A 23,899-nucleotide genomic window follows, 5' to 3' on the forward strand; every position below is an offset into this window, starting at 1 on the left:
GGGCCCACTAGTCTCGACGCATGGAGATCCTTCGCCACGTCGTCGTGCTGGTCCACCTCGTCGGCTTCGCCGTTCTGTTCGGAGCCTGGGTCAATGAGGCGGTGCACCGCCGCGTCCGCTTCACGCGCCTCATGAACTGGGGTCTGCTGATCGCCGGCGTCGCCGGCATCATCCTCGCCGCCCCGTTCGGCATCGAGTGGGAGCTGAACTACGTCAAGCTGACGGTGAAGCTCGTCATCCTGCTGGTGATCGGCGCGCTGCTGGGCATCGGCATGGCGCGCCAGCGCAAGACCGACGCGCTCCCGCCGGTGCTCTTCTGGTCGGTGGGCACGCTGACCTTCGCCAACGCCGCCATCGCGGTGCTGTGGCGCTGACCTCCGTCCGAAACGACCGGATGCCGCGAGCCCTGGGGCTCGCGGCATCCGTCATTTCGCGCAAGGGCTCACTCAGTCCAGGAACAGCGCACGCAGGCGTCGCGTGGTGAACACCAGGCCGAAGGCGATCATCACGAGGTAGTACGCCACGTGCCACAGCAGGTCGATCGACAGGATGCCGGTGGTGAGGCCCCGGACGAGTTCGACGCCGTGCCACAGCGGGAAGGCCATGATGACGCTCTGGACCCATTCGGGGTAGATCGCGATGGGGTACAGCGTGGCCGAGAACAGGAACATCGGCAGCAGCACGATGTTGATCCAGTCCATGTGCTGGAACGTCTTCATGTAGCTCGTGACGGCCATGCCGACGCTGGCGAACCCGAAGGCGATGAGCAGCACGGCCGGCAGCGCCAGCACCGCGGTCCAGGCGAGGTTCAGCCCGAGCACCTGCATGATGACCATGAAGCCGGTCGCGTACAGCAGTCCGCGCAGCAGCGCGTACAGGATCTCGCCGAGGGCGACGTCGAGCGGGCCGAGCGAGGTCGCCAGCATGCCCTCGTAGAGCTTGCCGTAGTTGAGCTTGAAGAAGACGTTCCACGTCGAGTCGTAGATCGCGCCGTTCATCGCGGCGACGGCGAGCAGGGCCGGAGCGATGAAGGCGGCGTAGGACACCGAGATCCCCTGCGACGTCTCGACGTCGCCGATCATGGAGCCCAGGCCGATGCCCATCGACGCGAGGTAGAACACAGGCTCGAAGAAGCCCGACAGCACGACCACCCAGCTCGACGAGCGGGCGGCGATGAGGCCCCGCTGGATCACCGCCTGCGGATTGCCCGCCCACAGCGCGCGGACGCCGCCGCCGCGGGGCGGCGCCTGAACCTGGACCGCGCTCACTTCGCCAGCCGCTTTCCGAAGAGCCGCCACGACAGCACGAGCCCGACGGCTGTGAGGACCAGCAGGTAGACGATGTGGACAGCGATCATCGCCGGGTCGACCTCCTTGCCGTACGCGACGACGCGTCCGAGCTCGGCGGCGTGCCACAGCGGCGAGATCCAGCCGATCCACTGCAGCCACAGCGGCAGCACGGCCAGCGGGTAGAACGTGCCCGAGAACAGGAACATGGGCATGAACACGAATCGCTGCACGAGAGCGAACTGCCCCTTGTCGTCCTCGATCGAGGCGGCGTAGGCCATGAGCGGAACGCCGAATGCGAGTCCGCCGAGGACACCGATGACGATCATCAGCCACGCTGTGGCCGGGGTGGTCGCGCCGGGCTGCAGCCACAGGAAGAACAGCATGATGAAGGCGAAGTACAGCACGACGGTCACGGCCATGCGGGCCATCGCGCCGACCATGACGCCGTTGGCGATCTGCCGCGACGACAGCGCAGAAGCGCTGAACCCGAAGAAGTACCGCCGCCACTTGAACCCCGCCATGACCGGGTAGGTGAACTCTTCGGTGGCGACCGAGATCGCCGAGGTCATGAGCAGCGCGGGGGCGACGAACACCAGGTAGGGCACGCTCTGGCCGCCGTCGTCGACGGGCTGCTGGATGAGCGCGGCGAGACCCACGGCGAGCCCCAGCAGGTACAGCACGGGCTGGCCGAAGGCCCCGACGATGATCGTCCACCCGTACGCGCGCATGGCTCGCACCATGTGCTCGGTGACGTACCACGTGCCGCGGGCGCGCGGGCGGCGCCCCCACTCCATGGCCTCGGCGCGCAGCTCGTCGAGAGTCGGGGTCGCGGTCGCGGCGGCCGCGCCGGGTGCCGCAGGATCGTTCGCGCTCATTCGATCAGCGACCGTCCGGTCAGGCGCAGGAAGACGTCCTCGAGGCTCGATCGCCGCACGAGGCTCGTGACCGGATGCAGGCCGCGCGCCGTGAGCTCCTCGAGCGCCGTCTCGCCGTTGTGCGCGTAGACGAGGATGCGGTCGGGCAGCACCTCGATGCGGTCGCCGATGCCCGTGAGCTGCGCGGCGACCTGCTGGTTGCGATCCGAGCCGAACCGCACCTCGAGCACCTCGCGGCTGGAGTGCTCGCGGATGAGCGACGCGGGCGTCCCCTCGGCCATGATGCGGCCCTTGTCGACCACGATGAGGCGATCGCACAGCTGCTCGGCCTCGTCCATGTAGTGGGTCGTGAGCACGAGCGTCGTGCCGCGCTCCTTGAGGCGGAACAGCCGATCCCACAGCACGTGACGGGCCTGGGGGTCCAGGCCCGTGGTCGGCTCGTCCAGCAGCAGGATGCGAGGGTCGTTGATGAGGCCGCGGGCGATCGTGAGGCGCCGCTTCATGCCGCCCGAGAGCTGGTCGACCTTGGACTTCGCCTTGTCCTCGAGCTGCGCGAACGACAGCAGCTCGTCGGCCTTCTGCGCGCACACGCGGCCGGGAAGACCGAAGTAGCGACCGTAGATGTAGAGGTTCTCGCGTGCGTTGAGCTCGCCGTCGAGGTTGTCCTGCTGCGGCACGACCCCCAGTCGCGAGCGGATCTCGGGCCCGTGACGGTCGGGGTCCAGGCCCAGGATGCTCAGGTCGCCGCCCGTCCGGCTCGACACCGCGCCGATCATCTTCATCGTCGTCGACTTGCCGGCCCCGTTCGGGCCGAGCAGCCCGAACGACTCCCCCGGAGCGACCTCGAACGACAGGCCGTCGACGGCGAGGAAGTCCGGCTTGCCCTTGGCCGTGTAGGCCTTGACGAGGCCCTCGGCTCGGATCACTGGTTCTGGCACCGGAACACTCTATCCGCGGGCGACGACATCGCCGCATCCGCCCGACCGGCCCCCGCGCGGCGGCCGGCGCGCCTCGCGTCGGGGAGAATCGACGTGGGCGAACCGCCCGCCTCAGCCGAATCGAGGACGCGATCCATGTCCACCTCCACCGCCGCACGCCGCCGCGGACGTCGAACCCCGGACGGCCCGCGCGCGAGCTTCCGCCAGCTGCTCCCGTTCCTCTTCGAGCACTCCCGCGTGCTCGTCGTCGTCGCCGTCCTCAGCGTCATCGGAGCGGTCCTGACGCTCGCCCAGCCGCTCGTCGTCGGCCAGGTCATCACGCGCGTGCAGGCCGGCGACACGCTGGGCCTGCTGGTGTGGGGGCTCGTCGCGCTCGTCGTGACGGCATCCCTCATCTCGGGCTTCCAGCACTATCTGCTCCAGCGCACCGGCACCGCCGTGGTCTACTCGAGCCGGCGCAGCCTCATCGCCCGCATCCTGCACCTGCCGATCAGCGAGTTCGACGCGCGCCGCACCGGCGACCTCGTCTCGCGCGTGGGCACCGACACGACGCTGCTCTACGCCGTCCTGACGCAGGGACTGGCGGATGCCGTCGGCAACGCGCTCATCTTTCTCGGCGCGCTCGTGGCCATGGCGATCATCGACCCCGTGCTTCTCGTGGCGATCGTCGTCGTCATCGGGGTGTCGGTCGTGGGCGTCGTGCTGCTCAGCGGCCGCATCCGCCGCGCCACCGCGCAGCAGCAGGAGAAGGTCGGCGAGCTCGCGTCGGGCGTCGAGCGGGCGATCGGCTCGATCCGCACCGTGCGCGCCGCGGGCGCCGGCGAGCGCGAGGAGGCCGCCGTGACAGGCCTCGCGCACGAGGCGTACGGCATCGGCGTGCGCATCGCCAAGGTGTCGGCGCTCGTCGTGCCGATCGCGGGCATCGCGCTGCAGGTGTCGCTGCTGGTGGTCCTCGGGTTCGGCGGGTTCCGCGTGGCGTCGGGCGCCATCACGATCGCGAGCCTGGTGACGTTCGTGATGTTCCTGTTCATGCTCATCGCGCCGCTGGGGACGTTCTTCGGCGCGATCACGTCGGTCAACCAGGCCCTCGGTGCGCTGGGGCGCATCCAGGAGGTGCTCGACCTGCCGACCGAGACGTCGAAGGACGCCGAGATCGCGGCATCCGTCGCGGTCGATCGCGAGCCCGAGTCGCCGGAGGCCGCAGCCGGCGAGGCACCGGCGGCGATCGCGTTCCGCGACGTGCGCTTCGCCTACCCCGAGAGCGTCGTCGCCGCGCGCCGCACCGCCGAGACGGAGGCGCGTGCGGTTCTCGAGAACGCCCACGTCGACACGTCGTCGATGCCGCTGGACGCGGACGATGCCGGCCCGGGCGCGGCGGCCGCGGCACCCGATCGCGGCGAGGTGCTGCACGGGGTCTCGTTCGACGTGCCGCGCGGCGCCCGCGTCGCCCTCGTCGGCCCGTCGGGCGCCGGCAAGTCCACCACGCTCGCGCTGATCGAGCGGTTCTACGACCCCACCGGCGGCACCATCCTGCTCGACGGGCAGGACGTGCGCACGCTCGATCGCGCCGCGCTGCGCGCGCAGCTCGGCTATGTCGAGCAGGATGCGCCGACCCTCGCCGGCACGATCGCCGACAACCTGCGACTGGCCTCGCCCGACGCGACGGATGCCGACTGCGAGCGCGTGCTGCGGGCGGTGAACCTCGGTGACGTCCTCGACCGCAGCGAGCTCGGTCTTCAGGCGCCGGTCGGCGAGGCGGGCGTCATGCTCTCGGGCGGTGAGCGCCAGCGCCTGGCGATCGCGCGCGCACTGCTGGCTGCGCCCCCGATCCTGCTGCTGGACGAGTCGACGTCGTCGCTGGACGGCCTGAACGAGCAGCGCATGCGCGAGGCGATCGACGCCGTCGCCGCCGGGCGCACGCTCATCGTCATCGCGCACCGGCTCTCGACCGTCGTGGACAGCGACCTGATCGTCGTCATGGAGAACGGCCGCGTCGTCGGCCAGGGCACGCACTCCGACCTGGTGGCCTCGACCCCGCTCTACCGCGACCTCGCCAAGCACCAGCTGCTGGTGTGATCGCCGGGTCATGCGCGGAGCCGGCCCTTTCGCGTCGAACCGCCCCCTTCTCTCGCGTCCGCACGGGGCGGGTCGGCGAGAAGGGGGCGGTTCGGCGCTGGGCGAGAGGGGTCAGGCGCGCTTGAGGCGGTAGCGCAGGGACTCCAGCTCGGCGGTCAGAGCAGCAGGGACCTTGCCGTCGAAGGTGGCGTAGAACTCCTCGGTCAGGTCGGTCTCGCGCAGCCACGACGCAGCATCGACCGAGAACAGCTCGTCGAGGTCGGCCTGCGGCACCTCGACGCCGTCGAGGTTGAGGTCCTGGGTCTGCGGCAGACGCCCGATCGGGCTGTCCTGCGCGTCGACCTGCCCCTCGACCCGGCGGATGATCCAGTCGATGACGCGGGCGTTGTCGCCGAACCCGGGCCACAGGAAGCGGCCGTCGGCGCCCTTGCGGAACCAGTTGACCTGGAAGATGCGGGGCGCCCGGTCGAAGCGCAGGTTCTGGCCGACCTTGAGCCAGTGGCCGAAGTAGTCGGCCATGTTGTAGCCGCAGAACGGCAGCATCGCGAACGGGTCGCGGCGCAACTCCCCCACGGTGCCCTCGGCGGCCGCGGTGCGCTCGGACGAGATGTTCGAGCCCATGAACACGCCGTGCGTCCAGTCGGTGGCCTCCACGACGAGCGGGACGTTGGTCGCTCGGCGCCCGCCGAACAGGATCGCGTCCAGCGGCACGCCCTCGGGACGCTCCCAGTCGTCGGCGATCTGCGGGCACTGGCCGGCCGAGACGGTGAAGCGCGAGTTCGGGTGGGCTGCGGGCCGGTCGGATGCCGGGGTCCAGGGGTTGCCCTCCCAGTCGATGAGCTCTGCCGGCGGCTCGTCGGTCAGACCCTCCCACCACACGTCCCCGTCGGGGCGGAGCGCCACGTTGGTGAAGATCGTGTTGCCCCACAGGGTCTCCACGGCGGTGATGTTGGTGGACTCGCCGGTGCCGGGAGCGACGCCGAAGAAGCCGGCCTCGGGGTTGATGGCCCACAGGCGACCGTCCTCGCCGGGCCGCAGCCAGGCGATGTCGTCGCCAAGCGTCTCCACCCGCCACCCGGGGATCGTCGGGCGCAGCATCGCGAGGTTGGTCTTGCCGCACGCCGAGGGGAACGCCGCTGCGACGTGGTATGCCTTGCCTTCGGGGCTGATGACGCGGATCAGCAGCATGTGCTCGGCGAGCCAGCCCTCGTCGCGGCCGATGACCGACGCGATGCGCAGCGCGAAGCACTTCTTGGCGAGGATCGCGTTGCCGCCGTAGCCCGAGCCGAACGACCAGACCTCGAGGGTGTCGGGGAAGTGGACGATGTACTTCTCGTCGTTGCACGGCCACGCGACGTCGGCCTCGCCGGGCTCCAGCGGCGCGCCCACCGAGTGCACGGTCTTGACCCACGGGGCGCCGGCGGCGATCTCCTGCAGCACCTCGGTGCCGACGCGCGTCATGACCTCGATCGACGTCACGGCGTATGCGCTGTCGGTGACCTGGACGCCGATGTGCGACAGCGGGCCGCCCACGGCGCCCATCGAGAACGGCACGACGTACATCGTGCGGCCGCGCATCGAACCCTCGAACAGCGGCGTGATCGTCTGCCGGATCTCGTCGGGGGCGACCCAGTTGTTGGTGGGGCCGGCGTCCTCTTCGCGCTCGGACGAGATGAAGGTGCGCGACTCGGTGCGCGCGACGTCGCTCGGGTGGGAGCGGGCGAGGTACGAGCCGGGGCGCCACTCGGGGTTGAGCTTGATGAGCTTGCCCTCGTCGACCTGCTGGCGCAGCAGCGCGTCGTTCTCGGCGCGCGAGCCGTCGACCCAGTGGATGCTGTCGGGCTTGGTCAGCGCGGCGATCTCATCGACCCACTCGCGGAGGGCGGCCATGCCCTCCCCCTCGACCGCGGGGACCGCGCCGAACGTGCGACGGACTCCCTCGGACGTTGCGGTCTGGATGGGCCGGGTGAAGATGTCGGCGAGGGCCATCGCTTTGCTCCTTTGTCTGCGGGGCGTTCAGATTCGAGTTCTGAACCAACTTTCCCGCCGCAACACCCTCTCTTGACCTCCAAAGCCGCGTAAAGAGTCGTGATTCTTTCACTATGATCAAAGAATGACTCCCACCCGGCTGGAACTGTCGACCCTCGGCCACCGCATCCGTCATGAGCGCGTCTCGCACGGGTTCACGCTCGACGAGCTGGGCGAGCTCGTCGGCGTCGCCGGCTCCCAGCTGAGCCTCATCGAGAACGGCAAGCGCGAGCCGAAGCTGTCGCTCCTGCAGAGCATCGCGCAGGCCACCGGCGTCGACGTCGCCGACCTGCTGTCGGCCGAGCCGCCCAACCGGCGTGCGGCGCTGGAGATCGAGCTGGAGCGGGCGCAGTCCAGCTCGGTCTTCCGGCAGCTCGGCATCGCGCCGGTCAAGGTCACCAAGGGCATGAGCGACGAGACGATCGAGTCGATCCTGGGCCTCCACCGCGAGCTGCAGCGTCGCGAGCGCGAGGCGATCGCGACCCCCGAAGAGGCGCGGCGAGCCAACACCGAGCTGCGCCTGAAGATGCGCGCGCACGACAACTACCTCCCCGACATCGAGAAACTCGCGGAGAAGCAGCTCAAGGCCGCCGGGCACACCTCCGGCGCGCTGACCCATCGCACCGTGAGCATCATGGCCGAGCAGCTGGGCTTCGAGCTCATCTACGTCAACGACCTGCCGCGGTCGACGCGCTCGATCACCGACCTCGAGCACGGCCGCATCTACCTGCCGCCCGCCTCGATTCCGGGCGGGCACGGACTGCGCTCGATGGCGCTTCAGGCGATGGCGCACCGCCTGCTCGGGCACGAGCGGCCCACCGACTACGCCGACTTCCTGCAGCAGCGCCTCGAGATCAACTACTACGCCGCGTGCGCGCTGATGCCCGAGACGGCCTCGGTGGCGTTCCTGCAGCAGGCCAAGAAGGACCGCGACCTGGCGGTGGAGGACTTCCGCGATGCGTTCGGCGTCACCCATGAGGCGGCCGGCATGCGGCTGACGAATCTGGCGACGCGCCATCTCGGCATCCGGCTTCACTTCATGCGTGTCGGCGGCAACGGCGGCATCAATCGTGTCTACGAGAACGACGACCTGCCCCTGCCGATGGACGTCACCGGCGCGATCGACGGCCAGATCGCGTGCCGCAAGTTCTCGGCGCGCGCGGCCTTCTCGGAGCAGAACCGCACGACCGAGCACTACCAGTACACCGACACCCCCGCCGGCACGTTCTGGGACTCCACGCAGACGGGCACCACCGCCGACGGCGAGTTCTCGATCACGGTGGGCGTCCCCTTCGACGACGCCCGGTGGTTCCGCGGCCGCGAGACCCAGAACCGCGCCGTATCGACGTGCCCGGACGAGGCCTGCTGCCGCCGCGCGCCCTCTCAGAGCATCGAGCGCTGGCAGGGCAAGGCCTGGCCCAGCGCCCGCGTGCACATGCAGATGTTCTCGCCGCTCCCCCGCGGCGCGTTCCCCGGCGTCGACGACAACGACGTCTACGCGTTCCTCGAGCGGCACGCGTAGGCGCGGCGGCGCGTCAGGCGTCGTGGATGCCGCCGCGGATCGCCGCGACGAGCTCGGGCGTCGGCTCGGTGATGCCGTGCACCTCGGCTGCGTGGGTCGCGGCCGCGGCGAGCACCTCGTCGTCCGTCGCCCCCGAGACCACGCCCTCGCAGCCGGGCACCACCGTGTCGCATTCGAACGTGCGCATGTTCTGCTCCTGTCGTCAGGACACCGGCCGGGCCATCGACCGCGCGTCGTCCTCGGAGAGGTCCATGTCGTGCACCGAACTCGCGTGCGCGCGGGCAGTGGCGACGACCGCCGCCAGGTCCGCCCCGCGCAGCACCGCGCCGCACGGGCATTCGATCGTCTGGCCGTCCATGGGGCTCTCCTCGTCTTTGTGGCATCCTGTCCGACAGGCGTTGGCGGATCATTGGGGAAATCGTGGCACGCATCTTCGTGACCGGGGGCGTGCGGTGCGAGGGTCCCGACGGATCGTTCGCGGATGCCGACCTGCCCGGCGCGCAGGGACGCGCGGCGTTCGGCATCCTGGTCCTCGAGCGGCGGCCCCTCACGCGCGATGCTCTGGCCGATCTGGTGTGGGGCGAGGCCCTGCCGGCGCAGTGGAACGGCGCGCTCACCTCGATCCTGTCGAAGGTCCGCCGGCTCGTCACGGGCACCGGCCTCGACGGAGGCGCCGTGGTCGCCTCGGCGGGCGGGACGTGCGCGATCCATCTGCCCGCCGATGCGTGGGTGGATGTCGAAGAGGCGGGCCGCCGGCTCGACGCCGCCGAAGGGGCGCTGCGCCGCGGCGACGCGGTGTCGGCGACCACGGACGCGACCGTCGCCTCGGCCGTGCTGCGCCGCCCGCTGCTGCCGGGACTCTCGGGCGACTGGATCGAGGCGCGCCGCGCCCAGCACGACGACGCGCTGCAGCGCTGCCTGCTCGTCCTCGCGACCGGATGGAACGCCCGCGGCAATCACGATCTCGCCGCGATCATCGCCGCCGACGCGGTCTCTCGGGACGCGCTGCGCGAGCGGGCTCACCGCGAGCTGATCCGCGCCGAGCTCGGCCGCGGCGACCGCGGCGCCGCGCTGCGCGCCTACGACCGGTGCGTGCGCGTGCTGGACGACGAGTTGGCGATCGCCCCCGATCCCGCCACGCGGGCGCTCATCGCGCACCTCGATTCCTGAGGGCGCAGGCGCTCACGCCCCTGTGAACGTGCGATAGCGCTCGAGCGCCGCGGTGACGTCGTCGGCGTGGGCCGCCTCCGGGCGGAACAGCTCGGGGACCTCGCGTCTGACGGCGACCGCGTGCGTCCAGCGGCCGACCACCTGACCGCTCGCGATGAGGACGGCCGCGACCATGCCGTTCTTCGATGGGCCGACGCGATCGAGCAGTTCCGGTGCGCACACGGCGCTGCGATCGGCGTACGAGAGGTAGTACTCGTCGAACGGAGGGAGGGCGATGACACCGGGCGGGCGGGGCGACCGGCGGGGACGGGGCGGCGCCGCGGTGTACCGAGCGTCATCGCCGTCGCCCGTCACCGTCAGCCGCGTCGCGGCGGCCTCGGCCGCCCGGCGCGCAGTGCCCAGCGGCAGGCCGCTCCACCACGCGAAGTCCCCGACGCCCGCGGGCCCGTGGCCGACGATGTAGCGGGCGAAGAGCTCGGCGTGCGGGTCGGCGGGCGTCACGGCATCCCGCACCCACTCCTCGGCGAGCACGATGTGCTGCTCCCGCGCGGTGCCGTCGTCGCGGCGCGCGACCGGTCCCTGGCACACGACGCCGCGCAACGACAGCGCCACGAGCAGGTGGTAGCCGCGCTGACCCGCGGTCCCCACTCTCCCGCCGTCGAGCACCGCGAACAGCTCGTCGCGCGTGAGCCGGCCGCCGCCGCGCAGCGCCGCCCGCGTGATCTTCTCGGCCCGGGCGAAGTCGTCCCCGGCGAGACCCTCGCGGCGATGGGCCGACGCCAGGCCGCGGAACTGGCGCTCGCCCGTGATCGGCAGCATCCAGCCGAGGTCGCGCGCGGGCACGATGTGGATGGTGCCGCGCATCGTCCACGAGCGGACGATCTCGCCCCGGTCGAACGCCGCGTCGACATCGCGCACGGTGGGCGCTCCCCGCGTGCGGACGCCGAGCGCCCACCGCCCCCCGCGGAACTCCTGCGACTGGACGGCGAGCATGTGACGAGCGGCGTCGGCCACGCTCTGCGCGGGTGCCGTCAGCCGATGCGATCTCAGTCGCGCGTCGGGGACGGAGCGGGACGCCATGCACCCATCCTGCCCGCCGCCGCCGACACCCGCCCGCACGCGCGAGGACCCCGCCACACGGAGATGCCGTGGCGGGGTCCCGGGCGAGCGAGGCTCAGAACGGGTTGGGCGTGAGGGTGTACTTCGTCTGGAGGTACTCGTGGATGCCCTCGGCGCCGCCTTCGCGGCCGAGGCCCGACATCTTCCAGCCGCCGAACGGCGCCGCGGCGTTCGAGACGACGCCCGCGTTGAGCCCCATCATCCCGGTCTCGAGCCGCTCGATCATTCGCTGGCCGCGTGCGAGGTTCTCGGTGAACACGTATGAGACGAGCCCGTACTCGGTGTCGTTGGCGATCCGCACCGCGTCGTCCTCGTCCTCGAACGGGACGATCGCGAGGACCGGGCCGAAGATCTCCTCGCGGAGGATGTCGCTGCCCTCGCGCACGTCGGCGACGACGGTCGGAGCGTAGAACGTGCCCGCCCCCTCGATGGCCTCGCCGCCCGTGGTCACCTGGGCGCCGCGCTCGACCGCGTCGCCGACGAGGGCGGCGGCCTTCGCCACCGCGCGGTCGTCGATGAGCGGGCCGATCGTCACGCCGTCCTCGGTGCCGCGGCCGACCTTGAGCCCCTTGACGCGGTCGGTGACGCGGCGGGCGAACTCGTCGACGACGTCGCGGTGCACGATGAAGCGGTTGGCCGCAGTGCAGGCCTGCCCGATGTTGCGGAACTTCGCCGCCATCGCGCCGTCGACCGCCTTGTCGAGGTCGGCGTCGTCGAACACGATGAACGGCGCGTTGCCGCCGAGCTCCATCGACGTGCGCAGCACCCCCTGGGCGGCCTGCTCGAGCAGACGCTGGCCGACCGGGGTGGAGCCGGTGAACGAGAGCTTGCGCAGACGAGGGTCGCGGATGATCGGCTCGGACACGGCCCCCGACGTCGACGTCGTGAAGACGTTCACGACGCCCTTGGGGAGCCCGGCGTCTTCGAGCAGCTTGGCGAAGTACAGCGTCGTCAGCGGCGTGAGCTCTGCCGGCTTGATCACGACGGTGCAGCCGGCGGCGAGGGCCGGTGCGATCTTGCGGGTCGCCATCGCGAGTGGGAAGTTCCACGGCGTCACCAGGAAGCAGGGTCCGACGGGGTGCTGCGACACGATCATGCGGCCGGTGCCCTCGGGGTTGGGGCCGTAGCGGCCCTGGACGCGGGCCGCCTCCTCGCTGAACCAGCGGACGAACTCGGCGCCGTACGCGACCTCGCCGCGCGCCTCGGCGAGGGGCTTGCCCATCTCGATCGTCATGAGGAGCGCGAAGTCCTCCTTGCGCTCCATCAGCAGGTCGAAGGCACGCCGCAGGATCTCGGCGCGCTCGCGCGCAGGGGTCGCCGCCCACGATGGGAAGGCCTCGACCGCCGCGTCCAGCGCGGCCATGCCGTCCGCCGGCGTCGCGTCGGCGATCGTCTTGACGACCTCGCCGGTCGCCGGGTCCTGCACGGTGAGCGTGCGGCCGCCGTCGGCGGCCAGCCACTCGCCTCCGATGAACAGCCCGTCGGGCACGCTCGCCAGCAGGTCGCTCTCACGGTTGTCGGTCATGGGGACTCCCTCGTCACAGATCGGATGCGTCGGCATCCTTTCCTAGATCGTATACGATTTGGTGCTCTCGTGGTCCATTGTTTCTCGCGACGGCCATCGACACCTTCGCCCGAGTGGCGAAAGAGGACATCCGACTGTACGTTCCGTACGGCCTCAGGCGGTGAGCGCGTCCGCGCGCTGAGCGACCATGCACCGGTCGAAGAACTCGCTGAGCTCGGCGGTCGCCGACAGCGGCAGCACCGTCGCGACGTACTGGTCGGGCCGCACGACCACGACCGCTCCCCGTCGATCGATGCCGCGCTCGGCGAAGATGTCGGCGTCGGTCCACGCATTGGGCGCGCCCGCGTAGACCTTCTCCCAGTCGGTCAGCCCCAGCGGACCGGTCCGGGGCAGGAACACCGCGGGAACCCGCGTGATGTCGACATCCTCGAAGGGCTGCTGGTAGACCGCCTTCACATCGAAGACGGCGTCGACGTCGGCGCCGTCCGGCGTGAAGCGCGCCAGCGGAGACCCGGGCGAGGCCAGCCACTCGGCCCAGTCGGCGAGAGCCGATGCCTCGCCGGCGGCGGGCGCATCGGCGAAGGCGTAGATCCGCCACCGGCCGTCGGCCTTGGCGTGGTGCCCGAGGTGGACGACGTTGCCGTCGCACACGCGGACGACCTCGACGCTCTTGAAGCGCTTGCCGATCGGGAAGCCGTCGGCGAGGGCCTGGTGCTCACCGGCCGATTCGATCATCGACGGGCCGTACTGCGTCATGAAGCCGGACGGGAACTCGGCCGTGCCCAGGTAGAACGTCGCGAGCTCGTTCGGATCCGTGATCTCCTCGGGCTTGCGGGCCATGAGCGTCGACCACTCGCGGTCGAAGTCGATGAGCTGCTGCGCGACGGGCTGACGCTCCGCCGAGTACGTCGACAGCAGGGAGGCCGGGCTGAGGCCGGTGAGGACGTGCCCGAGCTTCCAGCCGAGATTGAAGCCGTCCTGCATCGAGACGTTCATGCCCTGCCCCGCCTTGGCGCTGTGGGTGTGGCACGCATCGCCGGTGAGGAAGACGTGCGGTGCACGACCTTCGCCCTCGGGCACGTCGTCGAACTTGTCGGTGACGCGGTGCCCGACCTCGTAGACGCTGTGCCACGCGACCTCGCGCACGTCGAGCGTGTAGGGGTGCAGGATCTCGTTCGCCTTGCCGATGATCTGCTCGATCGAGGTCTTGCGCACGGCATGGTTGTCGTCGGCCGCGACCTCGCCCAGGTCGACGTAGATGCGGCTGAGGTACCCGCCCTCGCGGGGGATGTGCAGGATGTTCCCCGCCTCGGCGTTGATCGCGCACTTCGTGCGCCAGTCGGGGAAGTCGGTGTTGACCAGGACGTCCATGACACCCCACGCGTGCGCGGAGATCCCGCCGATGTGCTTGCGGCCGATCGCCTCGCGAACGCCGCTGCGCGCGCCGTCCGACCCGACGACGTACGTGGCGCGGATCGTGCGCTCCTGGCCCGCGCGCTCACCGGTGGTGTGGCGCACGCGCACCTCGACCGGGCGCTCGCCGGACTCGTGGACGGTGAGGCCCAGGAACTCGACGCCGTAGTCGGGGCGGATGCGGCCCGGGCCGTTGGCGGCGGCCTCGGCGAAGTAGTCGAGCACGCGCGCCTGGTTGACGATGAGGTGCGGGAACTCGCTGATCTTCAGCGCGTAGTCCTCGGTGCGGGCCGTGCGGATGATGTTCTGCGGGTTCTCGGGATCGGGACCCCAGAAGTTCATGTAGGCGATGTTGTAGGCCTCGGCGACGATGCGCTCGGCGAAGCCGAACGCCTGGAACGTCTCCACACTGCGCGGCTGGATGCCGTCCGCCTGGCCGAGGACGAGCCGGCCGTCGCGCTTCTCGATGACCCGCGTCACCACGTCGGGGAATTGCGACATCTGGGCCGCCAGGAGCATGCCCGCGGGGCCGGAGCCGACGATGAGCACGTCCATCTCGTCGGGAAGGTCGACGGGGCGGTCGATGCCGGTGCCCGCGGCGTCCTGCACACGGGGATCGGCGGACACGTAGCCGTGGTGGTGGAACTGCATGGGTCTGTCTCCTCCTCGGACGCCGATGTCGAGGTCACGCTGCGACGTTGCTTGCGGCCGGTCAGGGTATGTTCTATATTCGAACATACCGTTCTACTACTGAACAGATCGTATACGAAGCGCAGCGCCTCGCACAAGACCCCGGCGTCGATGCGACGATGCCAGACCGCAGGAGAACCCGTGCCCGCATCCGAGACCTCCTCCCCCGCCTCGCAGACGCTGAGCCGCGGCATCCGCATCCTCGAGGTCCTCGCCGAGGCGCGCGAACCCCTCGCGATCGACGAGATCGCCCGTCGGCTCGGCGTTCACCGCTCGGTCGCGTACCGCCTGCTGCGCACCCTCGAGGACCACGGCCTCGTCACGCGCGACAGCGCCGGGCGCGTCGTGCTGGGCGCGCGCATGGCGGCGCTCGCGGCCGGTGTCGCGCACGATCTGCAGGCCGAGGCGCTTCCCGAGCTCACCGCGGCGGCGAACGAGCTCGGCATGACGTGCTTCCTCGCCGTGCTCGATCGCGACGAGTGCATCACGCTCGCCAGCGTCGAGCCGCGCCACGCCGTCGCCTCGGTCGCCCAGCGCCCCGGCTCGCGGCATCCGGTCACCGTCGGCGCCCCCGGCAAGGCGATCCTCAGCCTGCTCGCCCCCGAGGAGTGGCCCGCCGACGTCGGCGAGCGGCTGCGCACCGAGGTCGCCGAGGCCGCAGCCCGCGGCTACGCGACCAGCCACGACGAGGTGATCCCGACGGTGCAGGCCGTCTCGGTGCCGCTGCCGCTGCGCGGCCGGCGTCCGGCCGCCATCGCCGCGATCCATGTCGCGAGCCCCGACGATCCGGGCGCGATCGCCGCGCGCCTTCGCCGATCCGCCGACGCGATCCTCGCCGCGCTCGGCGGCTGAACCCCGACGCGCGCAAGAGAGAGCCGCCCCGGGGTGGACCCCCGCCCCCGGGACGGCTCTCGGCCGGTGGCAGGACCCGCGTCAGGCCTTCGCGAGACCGCGGATCGGGCTCACGCTCTGCTCCTGCTCGTGGTCGGGGCCGAGCGGGATGCCGGTGCGGTCGCGCAGCAGCAGCGTCGCGACCAGGCCGACGAGCGTGGCGCCGGCGAGGTACCACGTGACGCCGGTGGTCGAGCCGGTCGACTGCACGATCGCCTGCGCGATGGTGGGGGCGAACGCGCCGCCGACGATCGCACCGATCGCGTACGAGATCGACACGCCCGAGAAGCGGATGGATGCCGGGAACAGCTCGCTGTAGAGCGCCGCCTGAGGACCGTAGGTGAACCCGAGACCGATGGCGAGGAACCCGAGCGCGAGGAAGATCAGTCCCACGTTGGCGGTGTTCACGAGCGGGAAGAGCGCGAAGACGCCGATCAGCTGCAGGACCCAGCCGATGATGTACGTCGTGCGGCGGCCGATGCGGTCGCTGATGAATCCGGCGAACCACGTCGAGACGAGCCAGACGACGGCGGAGCCCGTGACGGCCCACAGGATGTCATCGCGCGTGATGGCGACGGGGCCCTCGGGGTCGGTGGCGTAGCGCTGGATGTAGCCGCCGGTCGTCATGTAGCCGACGGCGTTGTTCCCGGCGAACACGAGGGCCGCCACGATGACGAGCACCGCGTGCTTCTTGAACAGCTGCACGATCGGCATCTTCGTCTGCTCCTTGCGCTCGGCGATCTCGGCGAACACCGGGCTCTCCTCGACGCGGCGGCGGACCCAGTAGCCCACCACGATCAGGACGAAGCTCAGCAGGAACGGCACGCGCCAGCCCCACTCGAGGAAGGCGTCGCCGGGGGCGATGAGCGCCATGAGGCCCATGATCCCGGAGGCCAGCAGCAGACCCAGCGGCACACCGATCTGCGGCGACGCCCCGAACAGGCCCCGCTTGGCCTTGGGCGCGTGCTCCACGGCCATGAGGACGGCGCCGCCCCACTCGCCGCCCGCCGAGATGCCCTGCAGGACACGCAGCAGCACGAGGAGGATCGGTGCGGCCATGCCGATGGCCGCGTACGTCGGCAGCACGCCGACGAGGGTCGTGGCGGCGCCCATCAGGATCAGCGTCAGCATCAGGACGACGCGGCGGCCGTACTTGTCGCCGTAGTGGCCGGCGAGGAAGGCCCCGAGCGGCCGGAAGAGGAAGCTGATGCCCACCGTGATGAACGACAGGATCTGCGCGAAGCCCTCGCCCGCGGGGGCGAAGAAGAGCTGGGCGAAGACCAGGCCGGCCGCGAAGGCGTAGATGAAGAAGTCGTACCACTCGACCGTGGTGCCGACGACCGTGGCGAAGACGACGCGACGACGGTCGGTCGTCGACGCGATGGTTCCGGTGGGAGTGAATCCCTCGTGCTGTGGTGCGCTCATGCGCTTGACTCCTTCGTCCGTGGGTGTGACTGCGATGTCCGGCAGCGATCGTTTCTTGATGCTTGCCTCGATGTTCGGGATCATATACGATTTCGAATACGACGCAAGAGCGAGGGAGCTCATGACCATCGACACGACACCGGCGACCGCTTCGGATCAGCGATTCGCCGCACTGCCCGCCCGCCCCGGCAAGATCATCGCGGTGCACCTCAGCTACGTCTCGCGCGCCGAGCAGCGCGGGCGCCGCCCCGCCGATCCCTCGTACTTCTTCAAGCCGTCGAGCTCGCTCGCGGCATCGGGCGAGGTCATCGAGCGCCCCGCCGGCACCGAGCTGCTCGCGTTCGAGGGCGAGGTCGCCCTGGTCATCGGCGAGCCGGCGCGGAACGTCACCGTCGAGGACGCCTGGTCCCACGTCGCGTGGGTCACGGCCTCGAACGACTTCGGCCTGTACGACCTGCGTGCCAACGACCGCGGCTCGAACGTCCGCTCCAAGGGGCGCGACGGCTACACCCCGGTGGGCCCCGGCCTGATCGACGCGAGCATCGTCGACCCCGCCGCGCTGCGCGTGCGGACGTGGGTCAACGGCGAGATCGCGCAAGACGACACCACCGAGGAGCTCATCTTCCCGTTCGCGCAGATCATCGCCGACCTGGCGCAGCACTTCACACTCGAGACCGGCGACGTCATCCTCACCGGAACCCCGGCGGGCTCGTCGGTCGTCGTCCCCGGCGACGTCGTCGAGGTGGAGGTCGACGCGCCCACGGCACCCGGTTCGCCCACGTCAGGGCGCCTCGTCACGACCGTCGCCGAGACGCCGGCTTCGTTCGACCCCGAGATCGGCTCGCTCCCGGACGTCGACGACACCCAGCGCGCCGAGGCGTGGGGTTCGCGCGAGGCCGCAGGGCTCCCCCCTGTGCGCCGCGGGATCTCCCCCGAGCTGCGTCAGAAGCTCGAGAAGGCCCCCGTCGCGGGGCTGTCGCAGCAGCTGCGCAAGCGGGGCCTGAACAACGTCTCGCTCGACGGCATCCGCCCCATGCATCCGGGCGCCAAGCTCGTCGGCACCGCCAAGACGCTGCGGTTCGTGCCGAACCGCGAGGACCTCTTCCGCTCGCACGGCGGCGGCTACAACGCGCAGAAGCGCGCGTTCGACGCCGTCGACGCCGGCGAGGTCATCGTCATCGAGGCCCGCGGCGAGCGCGGCTCGGGCACGCTCGGCGACGTCCTGGCGATCCGCGCCCACGCGCGCGGCGCCGCCGGCATCGTCACCGACGGCGGCGTGCGCGATCACGACGCCGTCGCCGCGGTCGGCATCCCCGTCTACTCCGCCGGAGCACACCCGGCGGTGCTCGGCCGCAAGCACGTGCCGTGGGACACCGACCTGACGATCGCGTGCGGCGGCGCCACCGTGCAGCCCGGCGACGTCATCGTCGGCGACGCCGACGGGGTCATCGTGATCCCGCCGGCCATCGCCGAGGAGGTCGCGGACGCTGCACTCGCGCAGGAGGACGAAGACGCCTGGATCGCCGCCAAGGTTGCGGAGGGGCATCCGGTCGGCGGCCTCTTCCCGATGAACGACGAATGGCGCCGCCGCTACGACGAGGAGACCGGACGATGAGCGGGCAGACCGTGGGCACCACGGCGTCGAGCAAGTCCGAGCTCGCATATGCCTGGATCCGTGAGCGGATCGGGCGCAGCGAGTACGGACCGGGCTACCGTCTGGTGCTCGGCACCATCGCCGACGCGCTCGACATGAGCGTCGTCCCGGTGCGCGAGGCGGTCAGGCGCCTCGAGGCCGAGGGCCTGGTGACCTTCGAGCGCAACGTCGGCGCGCGCGTCGCCGTGATCGACGAGAGCGAGTACGTCTTCACGATGCAGACGCTCGGCGTCGTCGAGGGCGCGGCCACGGCGCTGTCGGCGCCGAACCTCACAGGCGCCGACCTCGACCGCGCGCTCGAGGTGAATCGCCGCATGGAGCGGCTGCTCGACGACTTCGACGCGCACACCTTCACGCTGCTGAACCAGCAGTTCCACTCCGTGCTGTACGAGCCGTGCCCCAACCCGCACATCCTCGACCTCGTCCACCGCGGCTGGAACCGGCTGTCCGGCATCCGCGACTCGACGTTCGCGTTCGTCCCCGGACGCGCGCACCACTCGGTCGAGGAGCACGCCGAGATCGTCGACCTCATCCGCTCGCACGCCGACCCCCTCGAGATCGAGATGGCCGCCCGCCGCCACCGCTGGCGCACCATGGACGCCTTCCTCGCCTCTCGCCACCCCGACACCCACGCCTGAATCCTCCGAAGGAGCAACACCATGACCGACACCACCCTGGTCGCATCGCAGCGACACGTCCCCGACGACCTGCCCACCCGCATCCAGCACTACATCGACGGAGAGTTCGTCGACTCGGTGGACGGCGACACGTTCGACGTGCTCGACCCGGTCTCGAACGAGACGTACCTGCAGGCCGCGGCCGGTAAGAAGGCCGACATCGACCTCGCCGTCGCCGCCGCCACGCGCGCCTTCACCGAGGGGCCGTGGCCCCGGATGCTGCCCCGCGAGCGCAGCCGGATCCTCCACCGCATCGCCGACATCGTCGAGTCGCGCGACGCGCGCCTGGCGGAGCTGGAATCCTTCGACTCGGGCCTGCCGATCACGCAGGCGCTCGGCCAGGCGCGCCGCGCCGCCGAGAACTTCCGCTTCTTCGCGGACCTGATCGTGGCGCAGGCCGACGACACCTACAAGGTGCCCGGCCGCCAGATCAACTACGTCAACCGCAAGCCGATCGGCGTCGCCGGCCTCATCACGCCGTGGAACACGCCCTTCATGCTCGAGTCGTGGAAGCTGGGCCCGGCGCTGGCCACCGGCAACACCGTCGTCCTCAAGCCCGCCGAGTTCACGCCGCTGTCGGCTTCGCTGTGGGCGGGCATCTTCGAAGAGGCGGGTCTGCCGAAGGGCGTGTTCAACCTCGTGAACGGTCTCGGCGAAGACGCCGGCGACGCGCTGGTGAAGCACCCGGACGTCCCGCTCATCTCGTTCACGGGCGAGAGCAGCACCGGCCAGCTCATCTTCGGCAACGCCGCCCCGTACCTCAAGGGCCTGTCGATGGAGCTCGGCGGCAAGAGCCCCGCCGTCGTGTTCGCCGACGCGGACCTCGACGCCGCGATCGATGCCACCATCTTCGGCGTGTTCTCGCTGAACGGCGAGCGCTGCACCGCCGGCAGCCGCATCCTGGTCCACCGCGACGTCTACGACGAGTTCGTCGAGCGCTACGCCGCGCAGGCGAAGCGCGTCGTGGTCGGCTATCCGCACGACCCGAACACCGAGGTCGGCGCACTCGTGCATCCCGAGCACTACGAGAAGGTCATGAGCTACGTCGAGATCGGCAAGACCGAGGGCCGCCTCGTCGCCGGCGGCGGCCGCCCCGCCGGCTTCGACGAGGGCAACTTCGTCGCCCCGACGGTGTTCGCCGACGTCTCGCCGGATGCGCGCATCTTCCAGGAGGAGATCTTCGGCCCGGTCGTGGCGATCACGCCGTTCGACACCGACGAAGAGGCACTGGCCCTGGCCAACAAAACCAAGTACGGCCTCGCCGCCTACATCTGGACCAACGACCTCAAGCGCGCCCACAACTTCGCGCAGTCGGTCGAGGCGGGCATGGTGTGGCTGAACTCGAACAACGTGCGCGACCTGCGCACGCCGTTCGGCGGAGTCAAGGCCTCGGGCCTGGGCCACGAGGGCGGCTACCGCTCGATCGACTTCTACACCGACCAGCAGTCGGTGCACATCACGCTGGGCAAGGTCCACAACCCGACCTTCGGCAAGCAGGAGCACCACGAGGCCACCGACCTCGACGACCCGGACCCCCGCTGACCCGGAGGCGGCGGCGACCTCATCCCGCCGCCGCCTCCGCACCATCCACCACTGACAAGCAAGGACGCTGACATGACCGACCGCACTGAAAAGACCCTGACCTCCTCCGGCTTCTACGTGAGCCAGGAGGCGCCCATCCACACCGACAATCCCATCCCGACGCCCTCCTCCCCCGCGCCCGACATCCTGCGCTGCGCCTACATGGAGCTGGTCGTGACCGACCTGACGGTGTCGCGGAACTTCTACGTCGACGTCCTCGGCCTCTACGTCACCGAAGAGGACGACACCGCGGTCTACCTCCGCTCGACCGAGGAGTTCATCCACCACAACCTGGTGCTGCGTCAGGGCCCCGTCGCCGCGGTCGCGGCGTTCTCGTACCGCGTGCGCAGCGAGGCAGACCTCGACAAGGCGGTGGCGTTCTACACCGAGCTCGGCTGCCGCGTGGAGCGCAAGGCCGACGGCTTCACCAAGGGCATCGGCGACTCGGTGCGCGTCACCGACCCGCTGGGCTTCCCGTACGAGTTCTTCTACGCCACCGACCACGTCGAGCGCCTGTCGTGGCGGTACGACCTGCACACGCCCGGCGAGCTGGTGCGCCTGGACCACTTCAACCAGGTGACCCCCGACGTCCCGCGCGCGACGAAGTTCATGCAGGACCTCGGCTTCCGCGTCACCGAGGACATCCAGGACGAGGCGGGCACCGTGTACGCCGCGTGGATGCGCCGCAAGCCCACCGTGCACGACACGGCGATGACCGGCGGCGACGGCCCGCGCATGCACCACGTCGCTTTCGCCACGCACGAGAAGCACAACATCCTCGCCATCTGCGACAAGCTGGGTGCCCTCCGCATGTCGGACCGCATCGAGCGCGGCCCCGGCCGCCACGGCGTATCGAACGCGTTCTACCTCTACCTGCGCGACCCCGACGGCCACCGCGTCGAGATCTACACGCAGGACTACTACACCGGCGACCCCGACAACCCGGTCGTCACGTGGGACGTCCACGACAACCAGCGCCGCGACTGGTGGGGCAACCCCGTCGTCCCGACCTGGTATACCGAGGCCTCGCTGGTGCTCGACCTCGACGGCAACCCGCAGCCGGTCGTCGCCCGCACCGACGACTCCGAGATGGCGGTGACCATCGGCGCCGACGGCTTCTCGTACACGCGCGCCGACGACACCGAGTCGATGCCCGACTGGAAGCTCGGCGAGTACAAGCTCGGCCACCAGCTGTAGCCGGCATCCCCGGCATCCATGTCCCACTTTTCGCCGCCTGCGCCCTGGGCGCGCGGCGAAAAGTGGGACACGATGCCGAGGGGCGAAGGGCCGTGTCCCACTATTGGCCGCCTGGCGGCGGCCGGAGCGACAAGAAGTGGGACACGGAACGAGATATGAGGCGGGGCTCCGCCGGAGAAGAGGAAGACGGATGCTGACACCCGAGCAGATCGCCGAGATCGCCGACGAGCTGGCCGAAGCGGACCGGAACCACAGCGTGATCCCGCGGATCACCGCCCGGTACCCCGAGGCCACGGTCGAGGACTCCTACGCGATCCAGGGCGTGTGGCGCGACAAGAACCTGGCCGCGGGGCGCCGCCTGGTGGGTCGCAAGATCGGCCTGACCTCGAAGGCGATGCAGCAGGCGACAGGCATCAGCGAGCCCGACTACGGCGTCATGTTCGACGACACCGTGTACCCGACGGGCGCCGAGATCCCCGTCGACCACTTCTCGAACGTGCGCATCGAGGTCGAGCTCGCGTTCGTCCTCAAGACGCCGCTCGAGGGCCCCGACTGCACGCTCGAGGACGCGCTCGCCGCGATCGACTACGCGGTGCCCGCGCTCGAGGTGCTGAACTCCCACATCGAGCTCGAGGGTCGCACGATCGTCGACACCATCAGCGACAACGCCGCATACGGCGCCATGGTCCTCGGCGATGTGCACCGCAGCCCGGACGAGGTCGACCTGCCGTGGGTGCCGGGCGTGCTCGCGCGCAACGGCGAGATCGAGGAGACCGGCGTCGCCGCCGGCGTGCTCGGGCACCCCGCGACGGGGGTCGCGTGGCTGGCGAACAAGTTCCACCAGCACGGCGCGCGTCTGGAGGCCGGGGAGATCATCCTGGCAGGCTCGTTCACGAGGCCGATGTGGGTCTCGCGCGGTGACACCGTGCACTGCGACTTCGGACCGATGGGAACCATCTCATGCCGCTTCGTCTGACCCCGACCTTCCGCGACGATCTCGCGAACACAGACCGGGCCCTCGCGGGCATGTGGGTGTGCACGGGCTCGCCGCTCGTCGCCGAGATCGCCGCCGGCTCGGGTCTGGACTGGCTGCTGATCGACATGGAGCACGCCCCCAACGGCCTGGAATCGGTGCTCGCGCAGCTGCAGGCCGTCGCCGCGTACCCGATCACGCCGCTGGTCCGCGTGCCCTCGAACGACCAGGTGCTGATCAAGCAGGTGCTGGACCTCGGCGCGCAGAACATCCTCGTGCCGATGGTGAACAGCGCCGAGGATGCCGAGGCCGCCGTCCAGGCCGTGCGGTATCCCCCGCGCGGGCGCCGCGGCGTCGGCTCGGCGCTCGGCCGCTCGGCCCGCTGGAACCGTGTCGACGGCTACCTCGCGGATGCCGACGCGCACGTGTCGCTGTTCGTGCAGGTCGAGACCGCCGCGGCCGTGACCGCCGCCGCGGAGATCGCGGCGGTCGACGGCGTCGACGGCGTGTTCGTCGGCCCGAGCGACCTGGCCGCCTCGATGGGGCTGCTCGGCGCGCAGACGCATCCCGATGTCGTCGCCGCGGTCCGGGCGACGTTCGACGCCGTCCGCGCCGCCGGCAAGCCCGTCGGCGTCAACGCCTTCGACCCGGCGACCGCAGACGCCTACGTCGAGGCCGGGGTCTCGTTCATCCTGGTCGGCGCCGATGTCGCGCTTCTCGCGCGCGGCTCCGAGGCTCTCGCGGCGCGCTTCATCCCCGAGGCCGACACCACGCGGCGCGCGGGGTACTGACGCGCCAGGACGATCGTTGCGGCGAGGCGGTGGAGCGGATGCTCACGCCTCGCCGCAGTCGTTCG

Annotated in this window: 21 protein-coding genes; 11 read left to right on the plus strand and 10 right to left on the minus strand. The window is 70.6% G+C overall.

Annotation, left to right across the window (positions count from 1 at the left end):
• Positions 1-20: 20 nt before the first annotated feature.
• Positions 21-374, plus strand: coding sequence for a hypothetical protein (locus tag P0L94_09360; protein WES66271.1), 354 nt, complete (start codon positions 21-23; stop codon positions 372-374).
• A gap of 72 nt (positions 375-446) precedes the next feature.
• Here the strand turns inward: P0L94_09360 and P0L94_09365 are convergent, their stop codons facing one another.
• Genes P0L94_09365 through P0L94_09375 form a run of 3 tightly spaced genes read right to left on the minus strand, consistent with a single transcriptional unit; the run spans position 447 to position 3,102 of the window.
• Positions 447-1,268, minus strand: coding sequence for an ABC transporter permease (locus tag P0L94_09365; protein ID WES66272.1), 822 nt, complete (start codon positions 1,266-1,268; stop codon positions 447-449).
• Complete coding sequence (locus P0L94_09370) at positions 1,265-2,164, minus strand: ABC transporter permease (protein WES66273.1); 900 nt, start codon at positions 2,162-2,164, stop codon at positions 1,265-1,267. Before P0L94_09370 ends, P0L94_09365 begins: the two co-directional genes overlap by 4 nt.
• Positions 2,161-3,102, minus strand: coding sequence for an ABC transporter ATP-binding protein (locus tag P0L94_09375; GenBank protein ID WES66274.1), 942 nt, complete (start codon positions 3,100-3,102; stop codon positions 2,161-2,163). The genes P0L94_09370 and P0L94_09375 overlap by 4 nt, the downstream gene beginning before the upstream one ends.
• Positions 3,103-3,237: 135 nt before the next feature.
• Here P0L94_09375 and P0L94_09380 point away from each other — a divergent pair, with 135 nt between their 5' ends.
• Entirely contained in the window at positions 3,238-5,178 is a 1,941-nt protein-coding gene (locus tag P0L94_09380) for an ABC transporter ATP-binding protein (GenBank protein ID WES66275.1), read from the plus strand.
• Between the two features lie 111 nt (positions 5,179-5,289).
• Here the strand turns inward: P0L94_09380 and P0L94_09385 are convergent, their stop codons facing one another.
• Entirely contained in the window at positions 5,290-7,167 is a 1,878-nt protein-coding gene (locus tag P0L94_09385; GenBank protein ID WES66276.1) for a phosphoenolpyruvate carboxykinase (GTP), read from the minus strand.
• Positions 7,168-7,291: 124 nt separating this feature from the next.
• Here P0L94_09385 and P0L94_09390 point away from each other — a divergent pair, with 124 nt between their 5' ends.
• Complete coding sequence (locus tag P0L94_09390; protein WES66277.1) at positions 7,292-8,728, plus strand: helix-turn-helix domain-containing protein; 1,437 nt, start codon at positions 7,292-7,294, stop codon at positions 8,726-8,728.
• A gap of 13 nt (positions 8,729-8,741) precedes the next feature.
• Here the strand turns inward: P0L94_09390 and P0L94_09395 are convergent, their stop codons facing one another.
• Both P0L94_09395 and P0L94_09400 read right to left on the minus strand, forming a co-directional pair.
• Positions 8,742-8,915, minus strand: coding sequence for a DUF1059 domain-containing protein (locus tag P0L94_09395; protein WES66278.1), 174 nt, complete (start codon positions 8,913-8,915; stop codon positions 8,742-8,744).
• Positions 8,916-8,930: 15 nt separating this feature from the next.
• Positions 8,931-9,086 (minus strand): hypothetical protein, encoded by a 156-nt coding sequence (locus P0L94_09400; protein WES66279.1) that lies wholly within the window; start codon positions 9,084-9,086, stop codon positions 8,931-8,933.
• Positions 9,087-9,148: 62 nt separating this feature from the next.
• On the opposite strand from P0L94_09400, the gene P0L94_09405 reads away from it, so the two are divergent.
• A complete protein-coding gene (locus P0L94_09405; protein WES66280.1) occupies positions 9,149-9,898 on the plus strand; it encodes a bacterial transcriptional activator domain-containing protein in 750 nt (249 codons plus the stop codon).
• Between the two features lie 12 nt (positions 9,899-9,910).
• Here the strand turns inward: P0L94_09405 and P0L94_09410 are convergent, their stop codons facing one another.
• The 3 genes from P0L94_09410 to P0L94_09420 form a co-directional block, all read right to left on the minus strand.
• Positions 9,911-10,978, minus strand: a complete 1,068-nt coding sequence (locus P0L94_09410; protein ID WES66281.1) for a winged helix DNA-binding domain-containing protein — start codon at positions 10,976-10,978, stop codon at positions 9,911-9,913.
• Positions 10,979-11,072: 94 nt separating this feature from the next.
• Positions 11,073-12,542 carry an NAD-dependent succinate-semialdehyde dehydrogenase gene (locus P0L94_09415; protein WES66282.1) on the minus strand — a complete coding sequence of 490 codons (1,470 nt, stop codon included), beginning with the start codon at positions 12,540-12,542 and terminating at the stop codon, positions 11,073-11,075.
• Positions 12,543-12,695: 153 nt separating this feature from the next.
• Positions 12,696-14,606: an FAD-binding monooxygenase gene (locus tag P0L94_09420; protein ID WES66283.1), complete on the minus strand. Its 1,911-nt coding sequence runs from the start codon at positions 14,604-14,606 to the stop codon at positions 12,696-12,698.
• Positions 14,607-14,786: 180 nt separating this feature from the next.
• Here P0L94_09420 and P0L94_09425 point away from each other — a divergent pair, with 180 nt between their 5' ends.
• Positions 14,787-15,497 carry an IclR family transcriptional regulator gene (locus P0L94_09425; protein ID WES66284.1) on the plus strand — a complete coding sequence of 237 codons (711 nt, stop codon included), beginning with the start codon at positions 14,787-14,789 and terminating at the stop codon, positions 15,495-15,497.
• Positions 15,498-15,578: 81 nt separating this feature from the next.
• On the opposite strand, the gene P0L94_09430 is transcribed toward P0L94_09425, so the two are convergent.
• Entirely contained in the window at positions 15,579-16,961 is a 1,383-nt protein-coding gene (locus P0L94_09430; GenBank protein WES66285.1) for an MFS transporter, read from the minus strand.
• A gap of 121 nt (positions 16,962-17,082) precedes the next feature.
• Between P0L94_09430 and P0L94_09435 the strand changes: the two genes are divergently transcribed.
• The 6 genes from P0L94_09435 to P0L94_09460 all read left to right on the plus strand — a co-directional run bounded on the left by P0L94_09435 (position 17,083) and on the right by P0L94_09460 (position 23,834).
• Positions 17,083-18,576: a fumarylacetoacetate hydrolase family protein gene (locus tag P0L94_09435; GenBank protein ID WES66286.1), complete on the plus strand. Its 1,494-nt coding sequence runs from the start codon at positions 17,083-17,085 to the stop codon at positions 18,574-18,576.
• Positions 18,573-19,253, plus strand: coding sequence for a GntR family transcriptional regulator (locus tag P0L94_09440; GenBank protein WES66287.1), 681 nt, complete (start codon positions 18,573-18,575; stop codon positions 19,251-19,253). The genes P0L94_09435 and P0L94_09440 overlap by 4 nt, the downstream gene beginning before the upstream one ends.
• 21 nt (positions 19,254-19,274) lie before the next feature.
• Positions 19,275-20,834 carry a 5-carboxymethyl-2-hydroxymuconate semialdehyde dehydrogenase gene (hpaE, locus tag P0L94_09445; protein WES62683.1) on the plus strand — a complete coding sequence of 520 codons (1,560 nt, stop codon included), beginning with the start codon at positions 19,275-19,277 and terminating at the stop codon, positions 20,832-20,834.
• Between the two features lie 72 nt (positions 20,835-20,906).
• Positions 20,907-22,070 carry a 3,4-dihydroxyphenylacetate 2,3-dioxygenase gene (gene hpaD, locus P0L94_09450; GenBank protein WES62684.1) on the plus strand — a complete coding sequence of 388 codons (1,164 nt, stop codon included), beginning with the start codon at positions 20,907-20,909 and terminating at the stop codon, positions 22,068-22,070.
• 190 nt (positions 22,071-22,260) lie between these two features.
• A complete protein-coding gene (locus P0L94_09455) occupies positions 22,261-23,046 on the plus strand; it encodes a fumarylacetoacetate hydrolase family protein (GenBank protein ID WES62685.1) in 786 nt (261 codons plus the stop codon).
• Positions 23,031-23,834: an HpcH/HpaI aldolase/citrate lyase family protein gene (locus P0L94_09460; protein WES62686.1), complete on the plus strand. Its 804-nt coding sequence runs from the start codon at positions 23,031-23,033 to the stop codon at positions 23,832-23,834. Before P0L94_09455 ends, P0L94_09460 begins: the two co-directional genes overlap by 16 nt.
• Positions 23,835-23,899 lie beyond the last annotated feature (65 nt).

The sequence above is a fragment of the Microbacter sp. GSS18 genome (genome assembly GCA_029319145.1).
GTDB lineage: Bacteria > Actinomycetota > Actinomycetes > Actinomycetales > Microbacteriaceae > Microbacterium.